The following is a 17,694-nucleotide window of genomic DNA, read 5'->3' as shown; positions in this document are numbered from 1 at the left end:
TGGGCGCGCTGGTCGAGCGGCGGCCCGAGCAGGTGACCGCGCTCAGCCACGAGCTGCGCACGCCGCTCAGCATGATCAAGGGCTCGGTGGACCTGCTCGGAGAGGGCAGCCCCGGGCCGCTCACGCCCGCGCAGCAGCGGTTCATCACCGTCGTGGACCAGCAGTGCGCGCAGGTCATCGCCCTGTGCGAGAGCCTGCTCACCCAGGCCAAGATCGAGGCCGGCCTGTTCACCCCGCGTCTGGAGCCGGTGGACGTCTCCGTCGTCGCGCGCGACGTGGTCACCGCCATGCGGCCCCTGTGCGCGCAGCGGAAGCAGCGCATCACCCTCGACACCCCGCAGGTCACGCCGCGGATCCAGGCCGACCCGAGGCTGCTCGCCCAGGCGTTCACCAACCTGCTGTCGAACGCCGGCCGCTTCACCACCGTGGGCGGCGGCATCGACGTGCGGGTGGCGGTCATCGACACGGGGATCGCGGTGTACGTCACCGACGACGGCGCCGGCATGACCAAGGAGCAGCGCCGCCGCCTGTTCCACCGGTTCGTCACGGGCCGCCCGCTGGCCGACGGCACCGGGCTCGGCCTGGTCATCACCAAGACCATCGTCGAGCTGCACGGCGGAGCCATCATGGTGGACACCACCTCGATGCGCGGCACCACCTTCCTGTTCACGCTGCCGGGTTGAGGAGGTCACATGGTCACCGGGTGCACGGCGCTGGTCGTGGACGACGAGCCGCAGATGACCACGATCGTCGGGTTCGCGCTGGAGACGCAGGGCTTCACCGTGCTCACGGCGCACGACGGCGCCACCGCCATGAACCTGCTGCGCACCCATGGTGTGGACCTGGTCGTGCTGGACGTCCTGATGCCGGCGCTCGACGGCCTGTCGCTCTGCGAGCTGATCAGGGCCAGGTACGACCTGCCCATCATGCTGCTCACCGCGCTCGCCCAGCAGGAGGACGTCATCGCCGGGCTGGAGCGTGGCGCGGACGACTACGTGACCAAGCCGTTCCATCCCCGCGAGGTCGCCCTGCGCGCGCAGGCGCTGGTGCGCCGCCGGCGTGGACCCGGCGACGAGGGGGCGGCACTGCGGGTCGGCGGCCTGGTCATCGATCCGGGCGCGCACACCGTCACGTTCGGCGGGCGGCGGCTGGTGCTGCCGTACACCGAGTTCAAGCTGCTCGCGCACCTGGCCGCGCGGCGGGGCCGCCCGCAGTCGTGGCAGGACCTGCTGCGCGCCGTGTGGGGCACCGCCGACCTCATGGGCGGGCGCGACGTCGTCCGATCCGCCGTGTACCGGCTGCGCGCCCGGCTGGCCGCGCTCGACGCGGCCCGGTACGTGCAGACCATCAGGGGCGCGGGCTACCTGATGCCCGACCTGCCCGATGCGCCCGACGGGTAGGTGACGGCGCCGTCACCAAGGCTCACCGCCCTGTCACCGGGGCGCCCCGCCGCGCGGCCTAGCTTGGCGGCATCAGCCAGTTCGAGGAGGTCGATCATGGCTCCACCGCAGACCCGCCTACGCCACGCCCTGCTGATGACCACCACGTTCATGCTGGCCGGGACCGGGTGCACGAGCGCACCGGGCACGGCCGCCGCCGACGGGGGCAAGGTGGTGGTCGCGTGCGGCGCGACCGAGGAGTGGTGCGCGGCCATGACGGCCGCCTTCACCGCCGCGACCGGCACCGGGGCCGAGTTCGTCCGCCTGTCCAGCGGCGAGGCCCTGGCCAGGATCAAGGCGGGCAGGGACAACCCGGAGTTCGACGTGTGGCACGGCGGCCCGGCCGACGGATACGCCGCCGCGGCCGGGGACGGCCTCCTCGACCCCTACGTCTCCCCCGGCGCGGCCGGCATCCCCGCCCGGTACAAGGACGCGGACGGCATCTGGACCGGCGTGTACGTCGGCGTGCTCGGCTTCTGCGGCAACACCAGGATCCTCGCCGAGAAGCACGTGCCGGTGCCCGAATCCTGGCAGAGCCTGCTGAACCCGGCGCTCAGGCAGAACGTCGGCATCGCGCACCCCTCCACGTCGGGCACCGCGTACACGGCGCTGTGGACCCAGGTGGCGCTGCACGGCGGCGCGGCCGACGGGGCGATGGCGTACATGAAGCGGCTGCACCCGAACGTGCTGCAGTACAGCAAGTCGGGGGCCGCGCCGGCGCAGCAGGTCGCACGGGGCGAGATCGGCGTGGGCATCGTCTTCTCGCACGACTGCGTGGCGACCAGGGAGCAGGGCTTCACCGACCTCCAGGTCACCTTCCCCTCCGAGGGGACGGGGTACGAGGTGGGCGGCGTGGCGCTGGTCAAGGGGGCGCACAACCCGGTCAGCGCGCGCAGGTACATCGACTGGGCGCTCACCCCGGCGGCGCAGGAGATCGGGCCGGGCGTCAGGTCGTACCAGGCGCCCACGAACCCGAAGGCGCGGCGGTCGGACAAGACCGCCGACCTGGCGACGCTGAAGCTCGTCGACTACGACAGCGGCGCCGCGGGGACGCACAAGCAGGAGCTGATCCGGCGGTTCGACGCCGAGGTCGCGAAGGCGCCGAAGTCGTGAGCGCGCAGGCTCCTCCCCTGGCGGCGCCCGAGCGGCCGCGCGCGCCGCGGCGCAGGCGGCGCGAGGCGAGCGTGGTGCTGGCCATCGCCGCCTGCGCGGTCCTGGTCGTCGCGGGGAGCGTCTACCCGATCGGCGCGGTGCTGGGCTCGGCGCTGTCGCCGCGGGCGTGGCCGCGTTACGCGGAGTTCTTCACCTCCTCGGCGGACCTGCGCATCCTGGCGAACACGCTCCTGCTCGGCGTCCTGGTCGGCCTGGCCGGCACCGCGATCGGGTTCCTGTTCGCGTTCGTGCAGACCCGGCTGGACGTGCCGGGCAAGCGGGTGCTGCACCTCATCGCGCTCGTCCCCATGGTGAGCCCGCCCTTCGCGGTGGCCACCGCCACCATCGTGCTGTTCGGGCGGCGGGGGCTGGTGACGCACGGGCTGTTCGGGATCGAGTACGACATCTACGGGCTGGACGGGCTTGTGTTCGTCCTGTCGCTGTCGCTGTTCCCCGTGGCCTATCTCGGGCTGCTCGGCATGATGCGCGGCCTGGACCCGGCGATGGAGGAGGCCGCCATGACCATGGGGGCCTCCCGGTGGCGGGTGTTCAGGACCGTGGTGCTGCCGCTGCTCGCGCCGGGCCTGGCCGCCCCGTTCCTGCTGCTGTTCGTGGAGGCGATCGCCGACCTGGCCAACCCGCTCGTCGTGAGCGGCGACTACACCGTGCTGGCCAGCCGCGCCTACCTGGCCATGACCGGCGAGTACGACACCACCGGCGCGGCCGTCTACAGCCTGATCCTGCTCGTGCCGTCGGTCGCCGTGTTCGCGGCGCAGCGGTACTGGCTGGGCCGCAAGACGCGCACCACCATCACGGGACGGCCGTCCGGCAGCGTGCGGCCGGTCACCGGCTGGGTCCGCCTGCCCATCCTGGCGCTGGCCGTGCTCATCGCCGTGCTCATCGTGACCGTCTACGGCACCGTGATCGCCGGCGGGGTGACGCGGGTGTTCGGCGTGGACCACACGCTCACGTTCGCGTACCTGCACGAGGTGCTGATCGGCGTGGGACGGCAGGCGCTGCTGGACACGACCCTGCTGGCCGTCATCGCCACCCCGATCGCGGGGCTGTTCGGCCTGCTCATCGCCTGGCTGGCGGTGCGCCAGCTGGCCAGGACGGGCGGCTGGCTGGACTTCGCGGGAACGCTCGGCGTGGCCGTGCCGGGCACCGTGCTCGGCATCGGCTACCTGCTGGCCTACCGGCCCAGCGTCCACGTCGGCGGCGTGCTCGTGTTCCCCGGCCTGGTGGGCGGCAGCGCGGTCGCGGGCGGGGCCATCGCGATCGTGCTCGCGTACGTCGTCAGGTCCGTGCCCGCCGGGCTGCGCACGGGGACGGCGGCGCTGGCGCAGCTCCATCCGAGCCTGGAGGAGGCGTCGCGGGACCTCGGCGCCAGCCCGCTCCGCACGTTCGGCCGGGTCACGCTGCCGCTGATCCGCCCGGCGCTGCTCACCGGACTCAGCTACGGCTTCGCGCGCTGCATGACCTCGATCTCCACCATCATCCTGCTCGTCACCCCCGGCACGCACATCATCACCGCCCAGATCCTCAGCGCCGCGAACACCGGCCGCTACGGCGTGGCCTTCGCCTACTGCACGGTCCTGACCGCGATCGTGCTGACCGGGTTCGCCGTCATCCGCGTGCTCGTCGGCCGCACCGCCATCCTCCACGCGACCCACGGAAGGCAGGGACGATGACGGACGACACCCCGCGGGGCCGGCTCGGCCTCGACAAGGTGACCAAGGCGTTCCGGAGCCGCGGCGCGGAGCCGGTCGTCGCCGTGGACTCGGTCACGCTCGACGTCGCACCCGGCGAGTTCATCACCCTGCTCGGGCCGTCCGGCTGCGGCAAGACGACGACCCTGCGCATCGTGGCGGGACTGGAGGAGGCGTCGAGCGGGCATGTGCGGCTCGACGACGCCGTGATCGACGACCTGCCGCCGCAGCGCCGCCCGATGGCCATGGTGTTCCAGAGCTACGCGCTCTTCCCGCACCTGACCGTGGGCGAGAACATCGCCTACGGCCTGCGCGTCCAGCACCGCACCAAGGAGGAGCTGGACAGCGCCGTCCGCATCGCCCTCACCAGCATGAACCTCGTCGGCCTGGCGGATCGCAGCCCGCACGAGCTGTCCGGCGGCCAGCAGCAGCGCGTCGCGCTCGCCCGCGCGCTCGTCGTCCAGCCGGAGGTCCTGCTGTTCGACGAGCCGCTGTCGAACCTGGACGCGAAGCTGCGCGGCGCCATGCGCGCCGAGATCCGCCGCATCCAGCGCCGCCTCGGCATCACCAGCCTGTACGTCACCCACGACCAGGACGAGGCGATGACCATGTCCGACCGGGTCGTGGTGATGAACAGGGGCCGGATCGAGCAGGCGGCCACCCCGTCCGACATCTACTTCCGCCCGGCGACCGTCTTCGTGGCGGACTTCATCGGCCGGGCCAACTTCGTCGAGGTCGTGCCCGAGCGCACGGGAGCGGGCGGCGCGGTGGTCACCGCGCTGGCGCGGACCATGACGGTGCCCGCCCACGCCGGCGTGCAGGCGCACACCGCCGCCTACCTCATGGTCCGCCCCGAGACCCTGTCGCTGGCCGCCGCCGCCGCGGGCGGGACGGGCTCGGTGCTGCGGGCCACGTTCCACGGGCACAGCGTGGACTACGAGGTCGAGACCACCTCGGGCACTCTCACCGTGACCGTGCCGGCGCCCGATCCGCGGCGGCTGCTGGCCGAAGGCACGAACGTGACCGTCACCGCCGATCCGGACAAGGCGTACGTGCTCACCAAGTCATGACAGATCCGGCAGCCCGAGGTCGAGGTTCGGCCGGTCGATGCCCCCGTCCACCTCCAGCACCGCGCCCGTCACGTAGCGGCTCGCGGGCGAGGACAGGTACAGCACCGCGGCCGCCACGTCCTCCGGCTCCCCGACCCGGTGCAGCGGCGTCGCCTCCTCCATCTGCGTGCGCAGGCCCTCGTCCGTCATGACGAGGTCGAGGGCGGAGGTGGCGACCGCGCCGACGGCCACCGCGTTGACCCGCACCTTGGGGGCCAGGTCCCGGGCGGCCAGCCGGGTGTAGTGGGTGAGCGCGGCCTTCGCGGTGCCGTACGCCAGGTAGCCCCGGCCCGTCAGCCGGCCCATGGCGGAGGAGATGTTCACGACCGCGCCGCCGGCCTGGAGCAGGTGCGGCAGCGCGGCCCTGGTCAGCTCGTGCGCCACGCCCACGTTGAACTGGAAGGCGGCCTCCAGGTGCCGGCGCTTCGTGTCGGCGAACGCGCGGGGCAGCGCGCCGCCCACGTTGTTGACGACCACGTCCAGCCGCCCGAACGCGTCCGCGGCCTGCTGCGCCAGCGCCTCGGCCGCGCCCGGCACGGCCAGGTCGGCGGTGACGGCCAGCGCCCGCCGGCCCGCCTTCTCCACCTGCTCGGCGACCGCCCGCACCTGCTCCTCGGTGCGGGCGCAGAGCACCACGTCGGCGCCCGCCTCGGCGAGCGCGACGGCGGTGGCCGCGCCGATGCCCCGGCCCGCGCCGGTGACGACGGCGACGGCTCCGGCGAGCTGGAATCGGTCCAGGATCATGCCGTCAGCCTAGGTTCTGATCACGATGACGCAAGGCCCGCCGATCACCGGTAGAAAAGGACCATGAACACCGCGGACCTGTACGACGAGCGCGGCGACGAGCTCGACTCCTGTGACCTGCAGCTACGCCAGTACGGCGGGCGCGGCTCCTTCGACGGCACGATCTCCACCGTGCGCTGCCACCAGGACAACGTCCTGCTCAAGGCCGCGCTGTCGGAGCCGGGCACCGGCCGGGTCCTGGTCGTGGACGGCGGCGGCTCCCTGCACTCGGCGCTGATGGGCGACGTGATCGCCGGGCTGGCGGTGGCCAACGGCTGGGCGGGCGTGCTCATCCACGGCGCGGTGCGCGACGTCGCCGCCCTGCGCGAGCTGGACCTGGGCGTCAAGGCGCTCGGCTCGAACCCGCGCAAGAGCGCCAAGGAGGGGGCCGGCGAGCGGGACGTCCCGGTGACGTTCGGCGGCGTCACCTTCGTGCCCGGGGCACAGCTGTTCAGCGACGACGACGGGATCCTCGTCACCCGCGGCTGAACGCCGGGGCGACGCCGGGCACAAGCCGACCGTCGCCGGGGCGACGTCGGGCACCGGACGACGTTGGCGGGGCGACGTCGGGCACCGGACGCCCCGAGGCCGCCTGATCGCCCCGGTCCGGCCACGGGGGCGCGGAGCCCGTGGCCGGTGCGGTCAGCGGAGCGGCGTCACCAGTCGCCGCCCTCGTCCTCGCCGCCCTCGAAGATCTCCTCGACGACCTCGCCCGCCACGAGGCCGCCCACCACGCCGGCCGCGCCCGCCGCGGCCACCATGCCCAGGCCGGACCCGCCGTGATGCCCGCCGTGATGCCCGCCGTGGTGCCCGTGGTCGTGGTCGCCGTAGTAGCCGGCGTTCGGGTCACCGTGGTGGCCGGAGTGGGAGGCGTACTGGGACAGGCTGTCCAGCCAGCGGCCCAGCTCGCCCGCCCAGTCCGTACGGAGTGCGTCGTCGTGGCTGACGTGGAAGCGGCCGATGGCGTCGCTGCCGGAGTAGCGGCCGGCCCGCTTGTCGGCCTCCAGGACCACCTGCAGCCCGGCCGGGTCGGCCACGAAGGTCACCTCGATCTCCCCCACCTGCCCGGCGTACCGGCCGGACGGGTAGAACTCGATCTCCTGGTAGAACGGCAGCTCCTGGTGCACGCCGTACAGGCGGCCGGCCTCCAGGTCGGCGGACTTGAAGCCGAACCCGAGCTGCAGCAGCGACTCCAGGATGCGCAGCTGCGACGGCAGCGGCTCGACCGCGATCATGTCCAGGTCGCCCTTGTCGACGGCCTTGGCGATGGCCAGCTCGGTGCGCACGCCCACCGCCATCCCCCTCAGCGGCTGCCCGCCGATCTCGCTGATCGGCGACTCCCACGGCACCGGGATGGCGAAGGCGATCACCCGCTCCTTCCCCTTGGCCAGCGTGAACGGCCCGGAGACCCGGACGCTGGAGAACTCGCCGAGCCCGGAGCCCTCTCCCCCGCCGTGCTCGATCTCCACCCTGGCCACCAGGTCCAGGGTGATGTGCTCGATCTCGGCGTCGAAGTCGCCGCCCTTGAGACGCACTTCGCCTTCCAGCGTGCCGCCCGGCTTGGTCCGCGGGGTGAACAGAACGGTGTCCACCGAGGGCGCGCCCACGCCGAAAGCGCCCAGCATCCGTTTGAAGACCACGGCTTTGTTCTCCCTGTCGAAGATGGTCGTTGCCGCCCGCCTAAACGATCAGCAGAGAGCCGGAGTTCCACAGGGGTCAGGACGGGTCCAGCTCGCCGCTGTCCCTGACCCGCTCGATGAAATGGCGTACGTGGTCGCGCAGCAGCCCGGCGGCCTGCTCCGCCGCGCCCGACTGCGCGGCCTCCAGGATCTCGCGGTGCTCCTCCGCCTCCCGTTCCCAGGTCGGCACCCAGGTCCAGGCCGCCGCCGAGATCAGGGCGGTCTGGTCGCGCAGGGAGTCGAGGGTGCTGACGAGCAGGGGGTTGCCGCAGCCGGCGTAGAGCGCGCGGTGGAAGTCGCGGTTGGCCAGGCTGCGGCCGGCGCGGTCGGCGGCCTCGTCGGCGCGGCGCAGGGCGCTCGCCGCGGGGGCCAGGTCCGCGCCGCCTTCGACCGTGCGCCTGACCGCCTCGGGCTCCAGCAGCAGGCGCAGGTCGTAGACGGACTCCATCAGCGCGCTGTCCACCGTGCGCACGGTCGCGCCCTTGTACTCGCTCATGGTGACCAGGCCCGCGCCCGCGAGGGTTTTGAGCGCCTCGCGTACGGGCGTCTTCGACACCCCGAGCTGCTGCGCCAGGTCGGTCTCGACCAGAGCCTGGCCCGGCGGGAGCGCGCCGGTCAGGATCGCGTGCTTGATCGCCTCCAGGACGGCCGCGCCCCGGGAGGACATCGACCGGGGCTGCCCGGCGAAGACGGGGGACGCCATGACCTCACTCATTCTTCAAAGATATCTTACATCGCATCTCGTATATGACCCGAGTTTCGGTTACAGTCGCGTGAATTAGGACTTCAGGGACGTCACATACCAGGGAGGGCAACCCAGCGAGCCTTCCGGTGTGGCCCGAGGACACGGACCACACCGGCCACACGGCTCCGCTTTCACGTACACACACCGGACCGGACGGGTCCCCGGAGTGACGCCGTTGGCGCGGCGTCCCCGGGCACGCGATCCGGCGGTCCGGCATGGCCACTGCACTGACCTGCAGCATGGAGCTCGTATGCAGTCTAACTCCGCAACACCGGCCCCGGCCGTGCCCGCGACAGCGCGGCGCGCACGGTCCAAACTCCGCTGGAGCATCATCGCCCTGTCGGCCGGCGGTCTCACGATCGCCTACCTCGACCGGTCCAGCCTCAGCGTCGCCAGCACCTACATGCAGGAGGAGCTGGGATTCGACCAGACCATGAAAGGGGTCCTGCTCTCCTCGTTCTTCTGGTCGTACGCGATCTTCCAGCTGCCCTCCGGCTGGCTGCTCGACCGGTTCGGCCCGCGCGTCATCTACCCGATCGCCGTCGTGTGGTGGTCGCTGTGGACCGCCGCCACCGCCCTGGCCCACGGCTTCGGCTCGCTGATCGTCTGCCGCCTCGGCCTCGGCATGGGCGAGGCTCCCGTACAGCCGGCCAACATCAAGGTGGTCGCCACCTGGTTCCCGCGCAGGGAGCGCGCGCTGGCCTCCAGCCTGTTCGACACCGGGCAGCAGATCGGCGTCGCCCTGTCGGTCCCGATCGTCACCGCGCTGATCGCCGCCTTCGGCTGGCGCACGTCGTTCGTCGTGATCGGCGCGATCGGCCTGGTGTGGGTCGTCGGCTGGCTGATGATCTACCGTTCGCCGCAGGAGCACCCGAAGATCTCCCAGGCGGAGCTCGACTACATCGAGGGCGGCGACGCGGCCGTGCCCGACAGCGGGCCGCCGATGCGCTGGCGCGCGCTGCTGCGCTACCCCACCGTGTGGGGGCTGGTGTTCGGCTACATCTGCCGCTCGGCCACCGGCGCGTTCTTCCTGACGTGGTATCCGAGCTACCTCGTGGAGGACCGCGGGTTCACCATTCTGGAGCTGGGCGTGTTCGGTTCCATCCCGGCGCTGCTCGGCGTCGGCGCCACGATCGCCGGCGGGGCCTTCTCCGACTGGCTGGTACGCCGCGGCGTCCCCATCTCCCGCGCCCGCAAGATCCCCATCATCACCGGCATGCTGCTGGCCTCCACGATCGCGCTGACCACGTTCGTGGACGGCAACGTGGCCGTCATGGTGCTGCTGTCGGTCAGCAACTGCGCCCACTCCTTCGCCGGCGCCGCGATCCTCAGCCTCCCGGCCGAGGTCGCCCCGTCGCCGTCGGTGGTCGGCTCGATCGCCGGCTTCCAGAACTTCGGCTCGCAGATCGGCAACATCATCAGCCCGATTCTCATCGGCTTCTTCCTGACGCTGAGCGGCAACTCCTACACGGGGCCGATGTTGTTCGCCGGGGCGACGGCCATCCTGGGCACCCTGATCTACGGCTTCGTGGTGCGGATCCGGCCGCTGAACGAGGCCGTACCCGCAGAGAGCAGAGGTTGATCGATGCGTTCCTCGATGCATGAACTGGCAGACCGGCTGGCCGACGTCGTGGCCGTCACTGTGACGCCGTTCGGCGCGGACGGCTCGGTCGATCTCGGCACGAACGCCAAGCTCGTCCGCCGCCTGGTCGACGCGGGCGTCAACGTGATCACGCCGAACGGCAACACCGGCGAGTTCTACGCCCTGACCCCGGACGAGCGGCGCCAGGTCCTGGAGTCCACGGTGGCCGCGGCCGGCGACGAGGCGACCGTGCTGGCCGGCGTCGGGCTGGACGTCGCGTCGGCCGTCGAGTCCGCCCGGCACGCCCGTGACCTCGGCGTCCCGATGGTGATGGTGCACCAGCCCGTCCACCCGTACCTGTCGGCCGACGGCTGGGTGGACTATCACCGGCAGATCGCCGACGCCGTTCCCGAGCTGGGCGTCGTCCCCTACATCCGCGGCCCGCGCGTCGCCGGGGCGCAGGTCGGCCTGCTGGGCGAGGCGTGCCCGAACGTGATCGGCGTCAAGTACGCCGTCCCCGACCCGGTCCGCTTCGCCTCCGTCGCCCGCGACGCGGGGCTCGGCCGGTTCACCTGGCTGTGCGGGCTGGCGGAGCCGTACACGCCGGCGTACTGGGCGGTCGGCGCCCGCGGCTTCACCTCCGGCCTGGTCACCGCCGCGCCGGAGCTGACGCTGCGGATGCGCGACGCGCTGCGTGCGGGCGACTTCGCCGCGGCCATGGAAGTGTGGGAGCTGATCAGGCGGTTCGAGGAGCTGCGCGGCGCGGACGCCTCGGCCGACAACGTGTCGGTCGTCAAGGAGGCGCTCGCCCAGCTCGGCCTGTGCCGCAGCGACGTACGCCCGCCGAGCAGGGCGTTGCCGGCCGGCATCCGGGAGGAGGTGGCCTCCATCCTGGCCGCCTGGCAGGAGGGGGAAGCGTGAAGATCACCGCATTGCGGACCTACATGCAGCGCGTCGCCGAGCGGCCGCGCCTGCTGGTGAAGGTCGAGACCGACGAGGGGGTGTCCGGCTGGGGCGAGGCCTACAACCACGGGCCCGACCACGCGCTGATCCCGGTGCTGGAGTACATGTTCCAGCAGATCGAGGGCGTCGATCCGCGCCGGGTCGAGTACGTGGTGCGCAGGCTGCTCCAGGAGGCGCGCTTCCCGCCGGGCGCGATCGGCCTGGCGGCCATCGCGGCCATCGACCAGGCGCTGTGGGACATCTCGGGCAAGGCCGCGGGGCTGCCGGTCTACATGCTGCTCGGCGGGCACGTACGCGACCGCGTACCGGTCTATTGCGGCGTCTACACCGCGCCCGACCCGCCCGCCTGCCGCGACCTCACCCAGGAGCTGAACGAGCGCTACGGCTTCACCGCCTTCAAGCTCAGCCCCTACCGCCGCGACCTGTACGCGGGCCGCTGGGGCAACGTGTGCAAGGAGGCGGCCGACTACTTCGCCGAGATCCGCTCGATCAGCCCGCCGGAGTGGGAGTTCGCCTTCGAGGCGCATGCCCGGATCTTCGAGCCGCGCCAGGCCGTCCAGCTCGGCAACGCGCTGGCGCCGTACGATCCGCTGTGGTTCGAGGAGCCGATCAGGCCCGAGTACATCCCCGCGTGGGGCCACCTCCGCAGCCAGCTCGACGTGCCGCTGGCCACCGGCGAGTCCCTGTTCCTGCCGCAGGACTTCCTGGCCCTGCTGACGGCGGGCGGGGCCGACATCGTCCAGCCGGACGTGTGCGTGGTCGGCGGCCTGGCGCAGCTGCGCAAGATCGCCACGATCGCCGAGGCGCACTACGCGAGCGTGGCCCCGCACAACCCGATGGGCCCGCTGGCGACGGCGGTGAACGTGCACTTCGCCGCCGCCCACCACGGGCTCAAGCTGGTGGAGTACAAGCCGTGCGAGACGACCTGGTGCCCGGATCCCTACCTGCCGGTGGACGGGCACCTGGAGCTGCGGCCCGACCGGCCCGGCTGGGGGGTGGAGATCGACGAGTCCGTGCTGGGGACCGACGACTACGTGCGCTGGGAGCGGGTCCTCCCGATCCGGCCCGACGGCTCCACCGGCTACGTGTAACGCGAACCGCCCGGTGAACGACCGGCCCGCAGATTGCACATTCTTAACTGGCGACACACGCGCGTCGTTTACCCGCAACAGACGCGCGTACAGGCATGCTTGTACATCGCAATCGTTGATGTTTCACTTTTCGGTACCTGGGGACACGGTGGCGCGAGGGGGCTGATGAGATCTCTGCAGGCTCTGCGCTGGCTGCCCTTCGCCGTCATGCTGAGCGTCGCCGTGGTCGACCTGCTCGCGGGTCCGTCACTGGTCTTCCTGCCGCTCCTGACGCTGGGCCCCGCCTTCGCGTCGGTCTCGGGCGGCGTGCGGCGGACCGCGATGGTGGGCGCGGTGGCGCTCGCCATCTGCCTGCCCCTCGCCTACCACAACGGCCTGCTGACCGACTGGCAGAACTACCTCAGCATCCTCAGCATCCTCGGTGTCACCGGCGCGAGCATGCTGGCCGCCCGCCTGCGGCTGGAGCGTGAGCGCACGCTGGCCAACGTCCGGCAGGTCGCCGAGGCGGCCCAGCGCGTGCTGCTGCGGCCGGTCCCCCGGCGGGCCGGCGATCTGCGCGTCGCCCTGTCCTACACCTCCGCCGCGGCCGAGGCCCAGATCGGCGGCGACCTGTACGAGGTCGTCACGACCCCGCACGGCGTACGGCTGCTGATCGGCGACGTCCAGGGCAAGGGGCTGGGCGCGGTCGAGACGGCGGCCTGGGTGCTCGGCGCGTTCCGTGAGGCCGCCTATGACGAGGCCGACCTCGGTGACATCGGCGAGCGGCTGGAGGTGAGCCTGGCCAGGCATCTGGGCAGTGAGCAGTTCGTCACCGCGATCGTCGCCGAGGTGCACGACGGCGAGATGGAGCTCGTGCACTTCGGCCACCCGCCGCCGCTGCTGATCGGGCCCGACGGGACGAGCCGCATGGTGGAGCCGCCCGAGCACAACCTGCCGCTCGGGCTGAGCCTGCTCGACACCACGCCGGCCAAGCCGCACCGGGTCCCGTTCGGCGAAGGGGACCGGATGCTGTTCTTCACCGACGGCGTCATCGAAGCCAGGAACCCGGCCGGCTGCTTCTACCCGCTCGCCGAGCGGGCCGTCCTGCTGACGCACGACGAGCCGCAGGCCGCGCTCGACGCGCTCAGGGGCGACCTCGTCGCGCACGCGGGCGGGCCGCTGCTCGACGACGCCGCCATGCTGCTCCTCCACCGCCAGGGCAGCTGAGCACCGCACTGAGGTGTGGGTCACATTCGCCCGTACGGCGTCACACTCCGGGCCCCGCCCGGCCTCTCAGGATGCGTGAAACCCACAACGACACAAGGGGACGCGATGATCCTGGTAACCGGCGCCACCGGCGCCATCGGACGCCCGCTCACCGAGCTGCTCGCCGCGGAGGGCGCCGCCGTTCGGGCCGTCAGCCGCGACCCGGCCGCCGCGCGCCTGCCCGCGGGCGTCGAGGTCGTCGGGGGCGACCCGGCCAGCCCGCGCACGCTCGCCCGCCACCTGGACGGCGTCACCGCCGTCTTCCTGCACTCGCGCGCCATCGGCGAGTCCGCGCCCGAGCTGCTCGCCCTGGCGAAGGAGCACGGCGCCGCGCGGGTGGTGGCCCTGTCGGCGACGAACATCGACGACCCGCTCGACGAGCAGCCCTCCCGCTTGCGCGGCGACCGGAACAAGGAGGCGGAGCAGGCCGCCGTCACCAGCGGCCTGGACTGGACCAGCCTGCGGGCCGCCTCCTTCGCGGGCAACGCCGTGCAGGCGTGGGGCGCGCAGCTCCGCGCGGGCGACGTCGTCCGCTACGTGTACGCCTCCTTCCAGGAGACGCCCATCGACGAGCGCGACCTCGTCGAGGTCGCCGCGCACGCGCTGCTCGGCACGGAGCCGGGCGGGCGCAGGCTGGAGCTGACCGGCCCGGAGCCGCTGTCGCACGCGGAGATGGTGGCCGCGATCGGCCGGGCGACCGGCCGCTCGCTACGCTTCGAGGAGCTCCCGCCGGAGGCGGCCACGCAGGCGATGATCCGCAACGGCATGCCCGAGCCGTTCGTACGAGGCCTCATGGCCAGGTACGCGAAATACGCCACGCGGCTCCAGCAGCCCGTCACCGGCGACGTCGAGAAGGTTCTCGGCCGCCCCGCGCGGGCCTTCGAGCGCTGGGCCGCCGACCACGCGGAGCTCTTCCGCGCGTGAAACATAACGATTACCTGTGAACCCGGCTCCCGATGTGCACCTTACGCGGCTGCCATGGAACGCTACAGGCGGCATGCAACTGTCGAGGATCGGGTGAGGGTCGGGGTGGCTTCGAGTCGCGGGGGATCGATCTGGCGGCGCCTGCGGCGGGCGACGGCCTTAGCTGCGGGCATCAGCGCTCTGACACTGGCGGTGGCGAGCTGCGGCACGGCCGCTCCCGCCGACCCTGCGGCGTCGCCGTCGCAGGACACGGCCACGGCCGAGGAGAGCACCACCGCCGACGTCAGCAAGCCGCCGGCGGTGGAGCCGGGCTGGCCACGCTGGGGGTTCACGCACACGGGGGTGAGCGCGAACAACATCACCCAGCAGTTCGAGCAGACCGTGGCCGCCTCGCTGGCCGAGACCCCGATGCTGCAGAACCAGCACATCATGGGCTTCGGGGCGCTCAACCCCGAGCCGCGCCCGGGAGAGTACTTCTGGGAGGACCTCGACAGCCGGCTGAACCTCATGAAGCAGTCGGGCGCCACGGGCGTCATCACGCTGTGCTGCGCGCCCGACTGGATGAAGGGCGGCCCCGAGGGGCCGACCGAGGAGTCGGCCTGGAAGGAACACCTGGAGGACGCGCCCTACCCGCAGTTCTACGACGAGTTCGCCAAGCTGTCGGCGGCCGTCGCCACGCGGTACAAGGACGTCAAGTACTTCATGGTGTGGAACGAGTTCAAGGGCTTCTGGAAGGACCACTCCAAGCCGGCGGACTACAAGGGCTACACCCAGCTGTACAACAAGGTCTATGACGCGGTGAAGGCGGCGCGCCCCGACGCCATGGTCGGCGGCCCGTACCTGGGCTTCGACAGCAACAAGTCGGGCGACTCCGAGCTGAGCGGCGACTGGGGGGTCGTCAACCAGAACGTGCTGGACGCCTTCAACTACTGGTTCGAGCACAAGAAGGGCGCCGACTTCGTCGTGGTCGACGGCGCCTCGGTCACCGACGCCCACGAGCTGCTGCCCGACGAGTTCGGGGCGTTGAAGAAGTTCGGCGCGGTCACCAAGTGGCTGCGCGAGAAGGCCGGCGACCTGCCCGTCTGGTGGTCGGAGTGGTATTTCGTGCCCGAGGACGGCACCACCTGGCCGGAGACCAAGCGGCTCGCCGTCCAGGCCGCCTCGATGATCGAGTTCGCCCAGAGCGGCGCGGCGACGGCACTGTATTGGAATCCGCAGGCCAAGGAGGGCGCCTGCGCGGCCTGCATGTGGGATCCGCGCACCGGCGTCCCGATGGCCACGGGCAAGCTGGTGAGCGGCTTCACCAAGTGGTTCCCCGCCGGGGCGGAGCTGGAGCAGGTGACCTCCTCCAACCCGAGGGTCCGGGTGCTCGCCCAGCCGGAGCAGCTCGTGATGGTCAACACCAGCGGCTCCGCGGTCACCGCGACCGTGGACGGCAAAGACGTCAGCCTCAAGCCGTACGAGATCAAGTGGAGCGGTCGCTGACGGAGCAGTGACCGGCGGCGGGCCGCGGTCACGGCTCCGCCGGGTCAGGTGAGCTGGATGTAGTCCAGCTCGGCGAATCCGGTGCCGCCCGCGAAGAACGGCGAGCCCTTGGCCAGGCGGATCACGTTGTAGCCGGCCCTGAGGGTGACCGGTGTGCTGACCGTCGAGCCGAACTGGCCCCATCCGGCGGTCGGCGGGTAGCTGACCGTGGACCAGGCGCCGCCGTTGTAGGCCAGGCCCTGGGTCGCGGTGGCGCCGGTGCCGTTGGCGTAGCCGATGGTCATCGTGTACGAGCGCGCCGCCGGCACGTTGACCACGAAGTCCAGGTAGCTGTCGGTACGCGGTGTGCCCGAGTTGTCGATGCGGCCGACGTACCCGCCTCCCGACGCACTGGCGGCGGTCAGGCGCGCGGCGCGGAACGCCGAGGCGTTCTCGGCCTCGTAGCGCTGCTGGTAGGCGGGAACCCCGGAGACCGGCTCGACGACGAGCTGGTAGGCGCTGGTGGCGACCATGTTCGGCACGGACACGCTGAGCTGGCCGCCGCTGACCGTCCTGGTGGTCGTCGAGACCGTCGCAGGCGCGGTCACCGCGCTGAACCGGCCGCTGGAGGGCGTGGACAGCAGCGTCACCCGGACGCTGGAGCCGAGCGCGCCGATGCCGGTGAGGTTGACGGTGTTGGCGCCCGCCTCGTTGCCGAACACCACGTTGACGATCTTGCGGGTGCCGTCGTAGGACGCGAAGCCGTCGAGGCCGGTCTGCGTGGAGGGCGTGGTCGTGACCATGCTGCCGGCCATGTCGCCGTACCACTTGTACAGCCACCACGTTCCGGTCGGCTGGCTGTTGTTCACGACGAGGCCGTTCATGGTGCCGTACTCGTACCAGAAGGCCCGGTGTGCCGACTCCACGCCGCCGCGCTCTAGTTTGCCCACGTAGCTGGCGATCCGGCCGGGCACGTCCACCTCGCCGGGGGCGGCGTACTCGTTGATGGAGACGCGGCGCGGGCTGATGCCCAGCGAGGCCTCCAGGTTGCGGTAGTCGGCGAGGTCGCCGGCGATCCTGGCCGGGTCCACCAGCTCGTGCCAGCAGATGATGTCCGGCAGCGTGCTGGTGTTCCTGGCGTTGGTCAGGAACGACTGCATCCAGGAGCGGTTGTAGGTGGCGGTGCTCGGGCCGACGATCGGCGTCTGCGCGTCCAGCGCGCGCACCGCGCGGAACGTACGGGTCCAGCCGTCGTTGAACGAGCCCGCGGCGGAGGTGTTCCAGGTGTAGTCGGGCTCGTTCCAGAGCTCCCAGCCGAGGACGTTCGACACCGTGGTGGCCGACAGGCGGGCGTTGACCATGGTGTTCACCTTGGCCAGCCAGTCGTTCCAGCTCACCCACCGGTACGGGAAGTCGGGGTAGATGTCCGGCATCCGGATGTACTGGCCCGCCCCGGCCCGGTCGGCCTGCGGGGCGATGAGCAGCGCGTCGCCGCCGGGCGGCTGGCCGTTGGGCCGCTGGCCGACGCCGGGCGCGGGCTGGGTCAGGGAGTTGACCTTGATCGGGAGCAGGGTCGAGTCGGCCGGTCTGGAGTTCTCCGCCAGGCCGTACAGGCCGCCGGAGGCGACGTGGGTGACCGGCCTGAACTGCTGCGCGACGTTGACCGTCAGAGTCGCGCCCGCCGCCTGAGCCGGGACCGCCAGCCCTCCGGTGAGGAGGACGGCGGCCAGCCCGATGGCGGCGGCACGGGTTAAGTGGGGGGCGAACACGGTTCTCCCTCGCTCGGAAACATTAGGAAAACGCTTTCCT

Annotated in this window: 16 protein-coding genes; 12 read left to right on the top strand and 4 right to left on the bottom strand. The window is 71.9% G+C overall.

Annotated elements, in window-relative coordinates; all coding sequences use genetic code 11:
• From ABEA43_RS35600 to ABEA43_RS35580, 5 genes are all read left to right on the top strand, one after another.
• A partial coding sequence (locus ABEA43_RS35600) for a sensor histidine kinase (RefSeq protein ID WP_345568849.1) occupies positions 1-683 on the top strand: 683 nt, incomplete at its 5' end.
• A 9-nt stretch (positions 684-692) separates the two neighbouring features.
• Entirely contained in the window at positions 693-1,400 is a 708-nt protein-coding gene (locus tag ABEA43_RS35595) for a response regulator (protein ID WP_345568847.1), read from the top strand.
• 96 nt (positions 1,401-1,496) lie between these two features.
• Entirely contained in the window at positions 1,497-2,552 is a 1,056-nt protein-coding gene (locus ABEA43_RS35590) for an ABC transporter substrate-binding protein (protein WP_345568846.1), read from the top strand.
• Positions 2,549-4,282, top strand: a complete 1,734-nt coding sequence (locus tag ABEA43_RS35585; protein WP_345568844.1) for an ABC transporter permease — start codon at positions 2,549-2,551, stop codon at positions 4,280-4,282. Before ABEA43_RS35590 ends, ABEA43_RS35585 begins: the two co-directional genes overlap by 4 nt.
• Complete coding sequence (locus tag ABEA43_RS35580) at positions 4,279-5,370, top strand: ABC transporter ATP-binding protein (RefSeq protein ID WP_345568842.1); 1,092 nt, start codon at positions 4,279-4,281, stop codon at positions 5,368-5,370. Before ABEA43_RS35585 ends, ABEA43_RS35580 begins: the two co-directional genes overlap by 4 nt.
• On the opposite strand, the gene ABEA43_RS35575 is transcribed toward ABEA43_RS35580, so the two are convergent.
• Positions 5,365-6,153 (bottom strand): SDR family oxidoreductase, encoded by a 789-nt coding sequence (locus ABEA43_RS35575; RefSeq protein WP_345568841.1) that lies wholly within the window; start codon positions 6,151-6,153, stop codon positions 5,365-5,367. The two genes, ABEA43_RS35580 and ABEA43_RS35575, sit on opposite strands and share 6 nt — an antisense overlap.
• A 63-nt stretch (positions 6,154-6,216) precedes the next feature.
• Between ABEA43_RS35575 and rraA the strand changes: the two genes are divergently transcribed.
• The gene (gene rraA / locus ABEA43_RS35570) at positions 6,217-6,681 is read left to right on the top strand and encodes a ribonuclease E activity regulator RraA (RefSeq protein WP_345568840.1); all 465 of its coding nucleotides are present in this window, start codon (positions 6,217-6,219) and stop codon (positions 6,679-6,681) included.
• Positions 6,682-6,848: 167 nt separating this feature from the next.
• On the opposite strand, the gene ABEA43_RS35565 is transcribed toward rraA, so the two are convergent.
• Together ABEA43_RS35565 and ABEA43_RS35560 are read right to left on the bottom strand one after the other, a co-directional pair.
• The gene (locus ABEA43_RS35565) at positions 6,849-7,832 is read right to left on the bottom strand and encodes a sporulation protein (protein WP_345568838.1); all 984 of its coding nucleotides are present in this window, start codon (positions 7,830-7,832) and stop codon (positions 6,849-6,851) included.
• A 76-nt stretch (positions 7,833-7,908) separates the two neighbouring features.
• Complete coding sequence (locus ABEA43_RS35560; RefSeq protein WP_345568836.1) at positions 7,909-8,586, bottom strand: GntR family transcriptional regulator; 678 nt, start codon at positions 8,584-8,586, stop codon at positions 7,909-7,911.
• Positions 8,587-8,866: 280 nt separating this feature from the next.
• On the opposite strand from ABEA43_RS35560, the gene ABEA43_RS35555 reads away from it, so the two are divergent.
• The 6 genes from ABEA43_RS35555 (at position 8,867) to ABEA43_RS35530 (ending at position 15,906) form a co-directional block, all read left to right on the top strand.
• A complete protein-coding gene (locus ABEA43_RS35555; RefSeq protein ID WP_345568834.1) occupies positions 8,867-10,198 on the top strand; it encodes an MFS transporter in 1,332 nt (443 codons plus the stop codon).
• Between the two features lie 15 nt (positions 10,199-10,213).
• On the top strand, positions 10,214-11,119 hold the full coding sequence (locus ABEA43_RS35550) for a dihydrodipicolinate synthase family protein (RefSeq protein ID WP_345568833.1): 906 nt from the start codon (positions 10,214-10,216) through the stop codon (positions 11,117-11,119).
• A complete protein-coding gene (locus ABEA43_RS35545) occupies positions 11,116-12,252 on the top strand; it encodes a mandelate racemase/muconate lactonizing enzyme family protein (protein WP_345568830.1) in 1,137 nt (378 codons plus the stop codon). Before ABEA43_RS35550 ends, ABEA43_RS35545 begins: the two co-directional genes overlap by 4 nt.
• A gap of 165 nt (positions 12,253-12,417) precedes the next feature.
• The gene (locus ABEA43_RS35540; RefSeq protein ID WP_345568828.1) at positions 12,418-13,458 is read left to right on the top strand and encodes a PP2C family protein-serine/threonine phosphatase; all 1,041 of its coding nucleotides are present in this window, start codon (positions 12,418-12,420) and stop codon (positions 13,456-13,458) included.
• Positions 13,459-13,563: 105 nt separating this feature from the next.
• Positions 13,564-14,421 carry an SDR family oxidoreductase gene (locus ABEA43_RS35535; protein ID WP_345568826.1) on the top strand — a complete coding sequence of 286 codons (858 nt, stop codon included), beginning with the start codon at positions 13,564-13,566 and terminating at the stop codon, positions 14,419-14,421.
• 105 nt (positions 14,422-14,526) lie between these two features.
• Positions 14,527-15,906 (top strand): xylan 1,4-beta-xylosidase, encoded by a 1,380-nt coding sequence (locus ABEA43_RS35530; RefSeq protein ID WP_345568825.1) that lies wholly within the window; start codon positions 14,527-14,529, stop codon positions 15,904-15,906.
• Positions 15,907-15,950: 44 nt separating this feature from the next.
• On the opposite strand, the gene ABEA43_RS35525 is transcribed toward ABEA43_RS35530, so the two are convergent.
• The gene (locus tag ABEA43_RS35525; RefSeq protein ID WP_345568824.1) at positions 15,951-17,654 is read right to left on the bottom strand and encodes a CBM35 domain-containing protein; all 1,704 of its coding nucleotides are present in this window, start codon (positions 17,652-17,654) and stop codon (positions 15,951-15,953) included.
• Between the last annotated feature and the right edge of the window lie 40 nt (positions 17,655-17,694).

Origin of the sequence: Nonomuraea rosea, from assembly GCF_039539705.1 — a bacterium.
In the GTDB taxonomy this organism is placed as follows: domain Bacteria; phylum Actinomycetota; class Actinomycetes; order Streptosporangiales; family Streptosporangiaceae; genus Nonomuraea; species Nonomuraea rosea.
The sequence above is the reverse complement of the archived record's forward strand: the minus strand, read 5'-3'. Positions and strand labels throughout refer to the sequence as shown.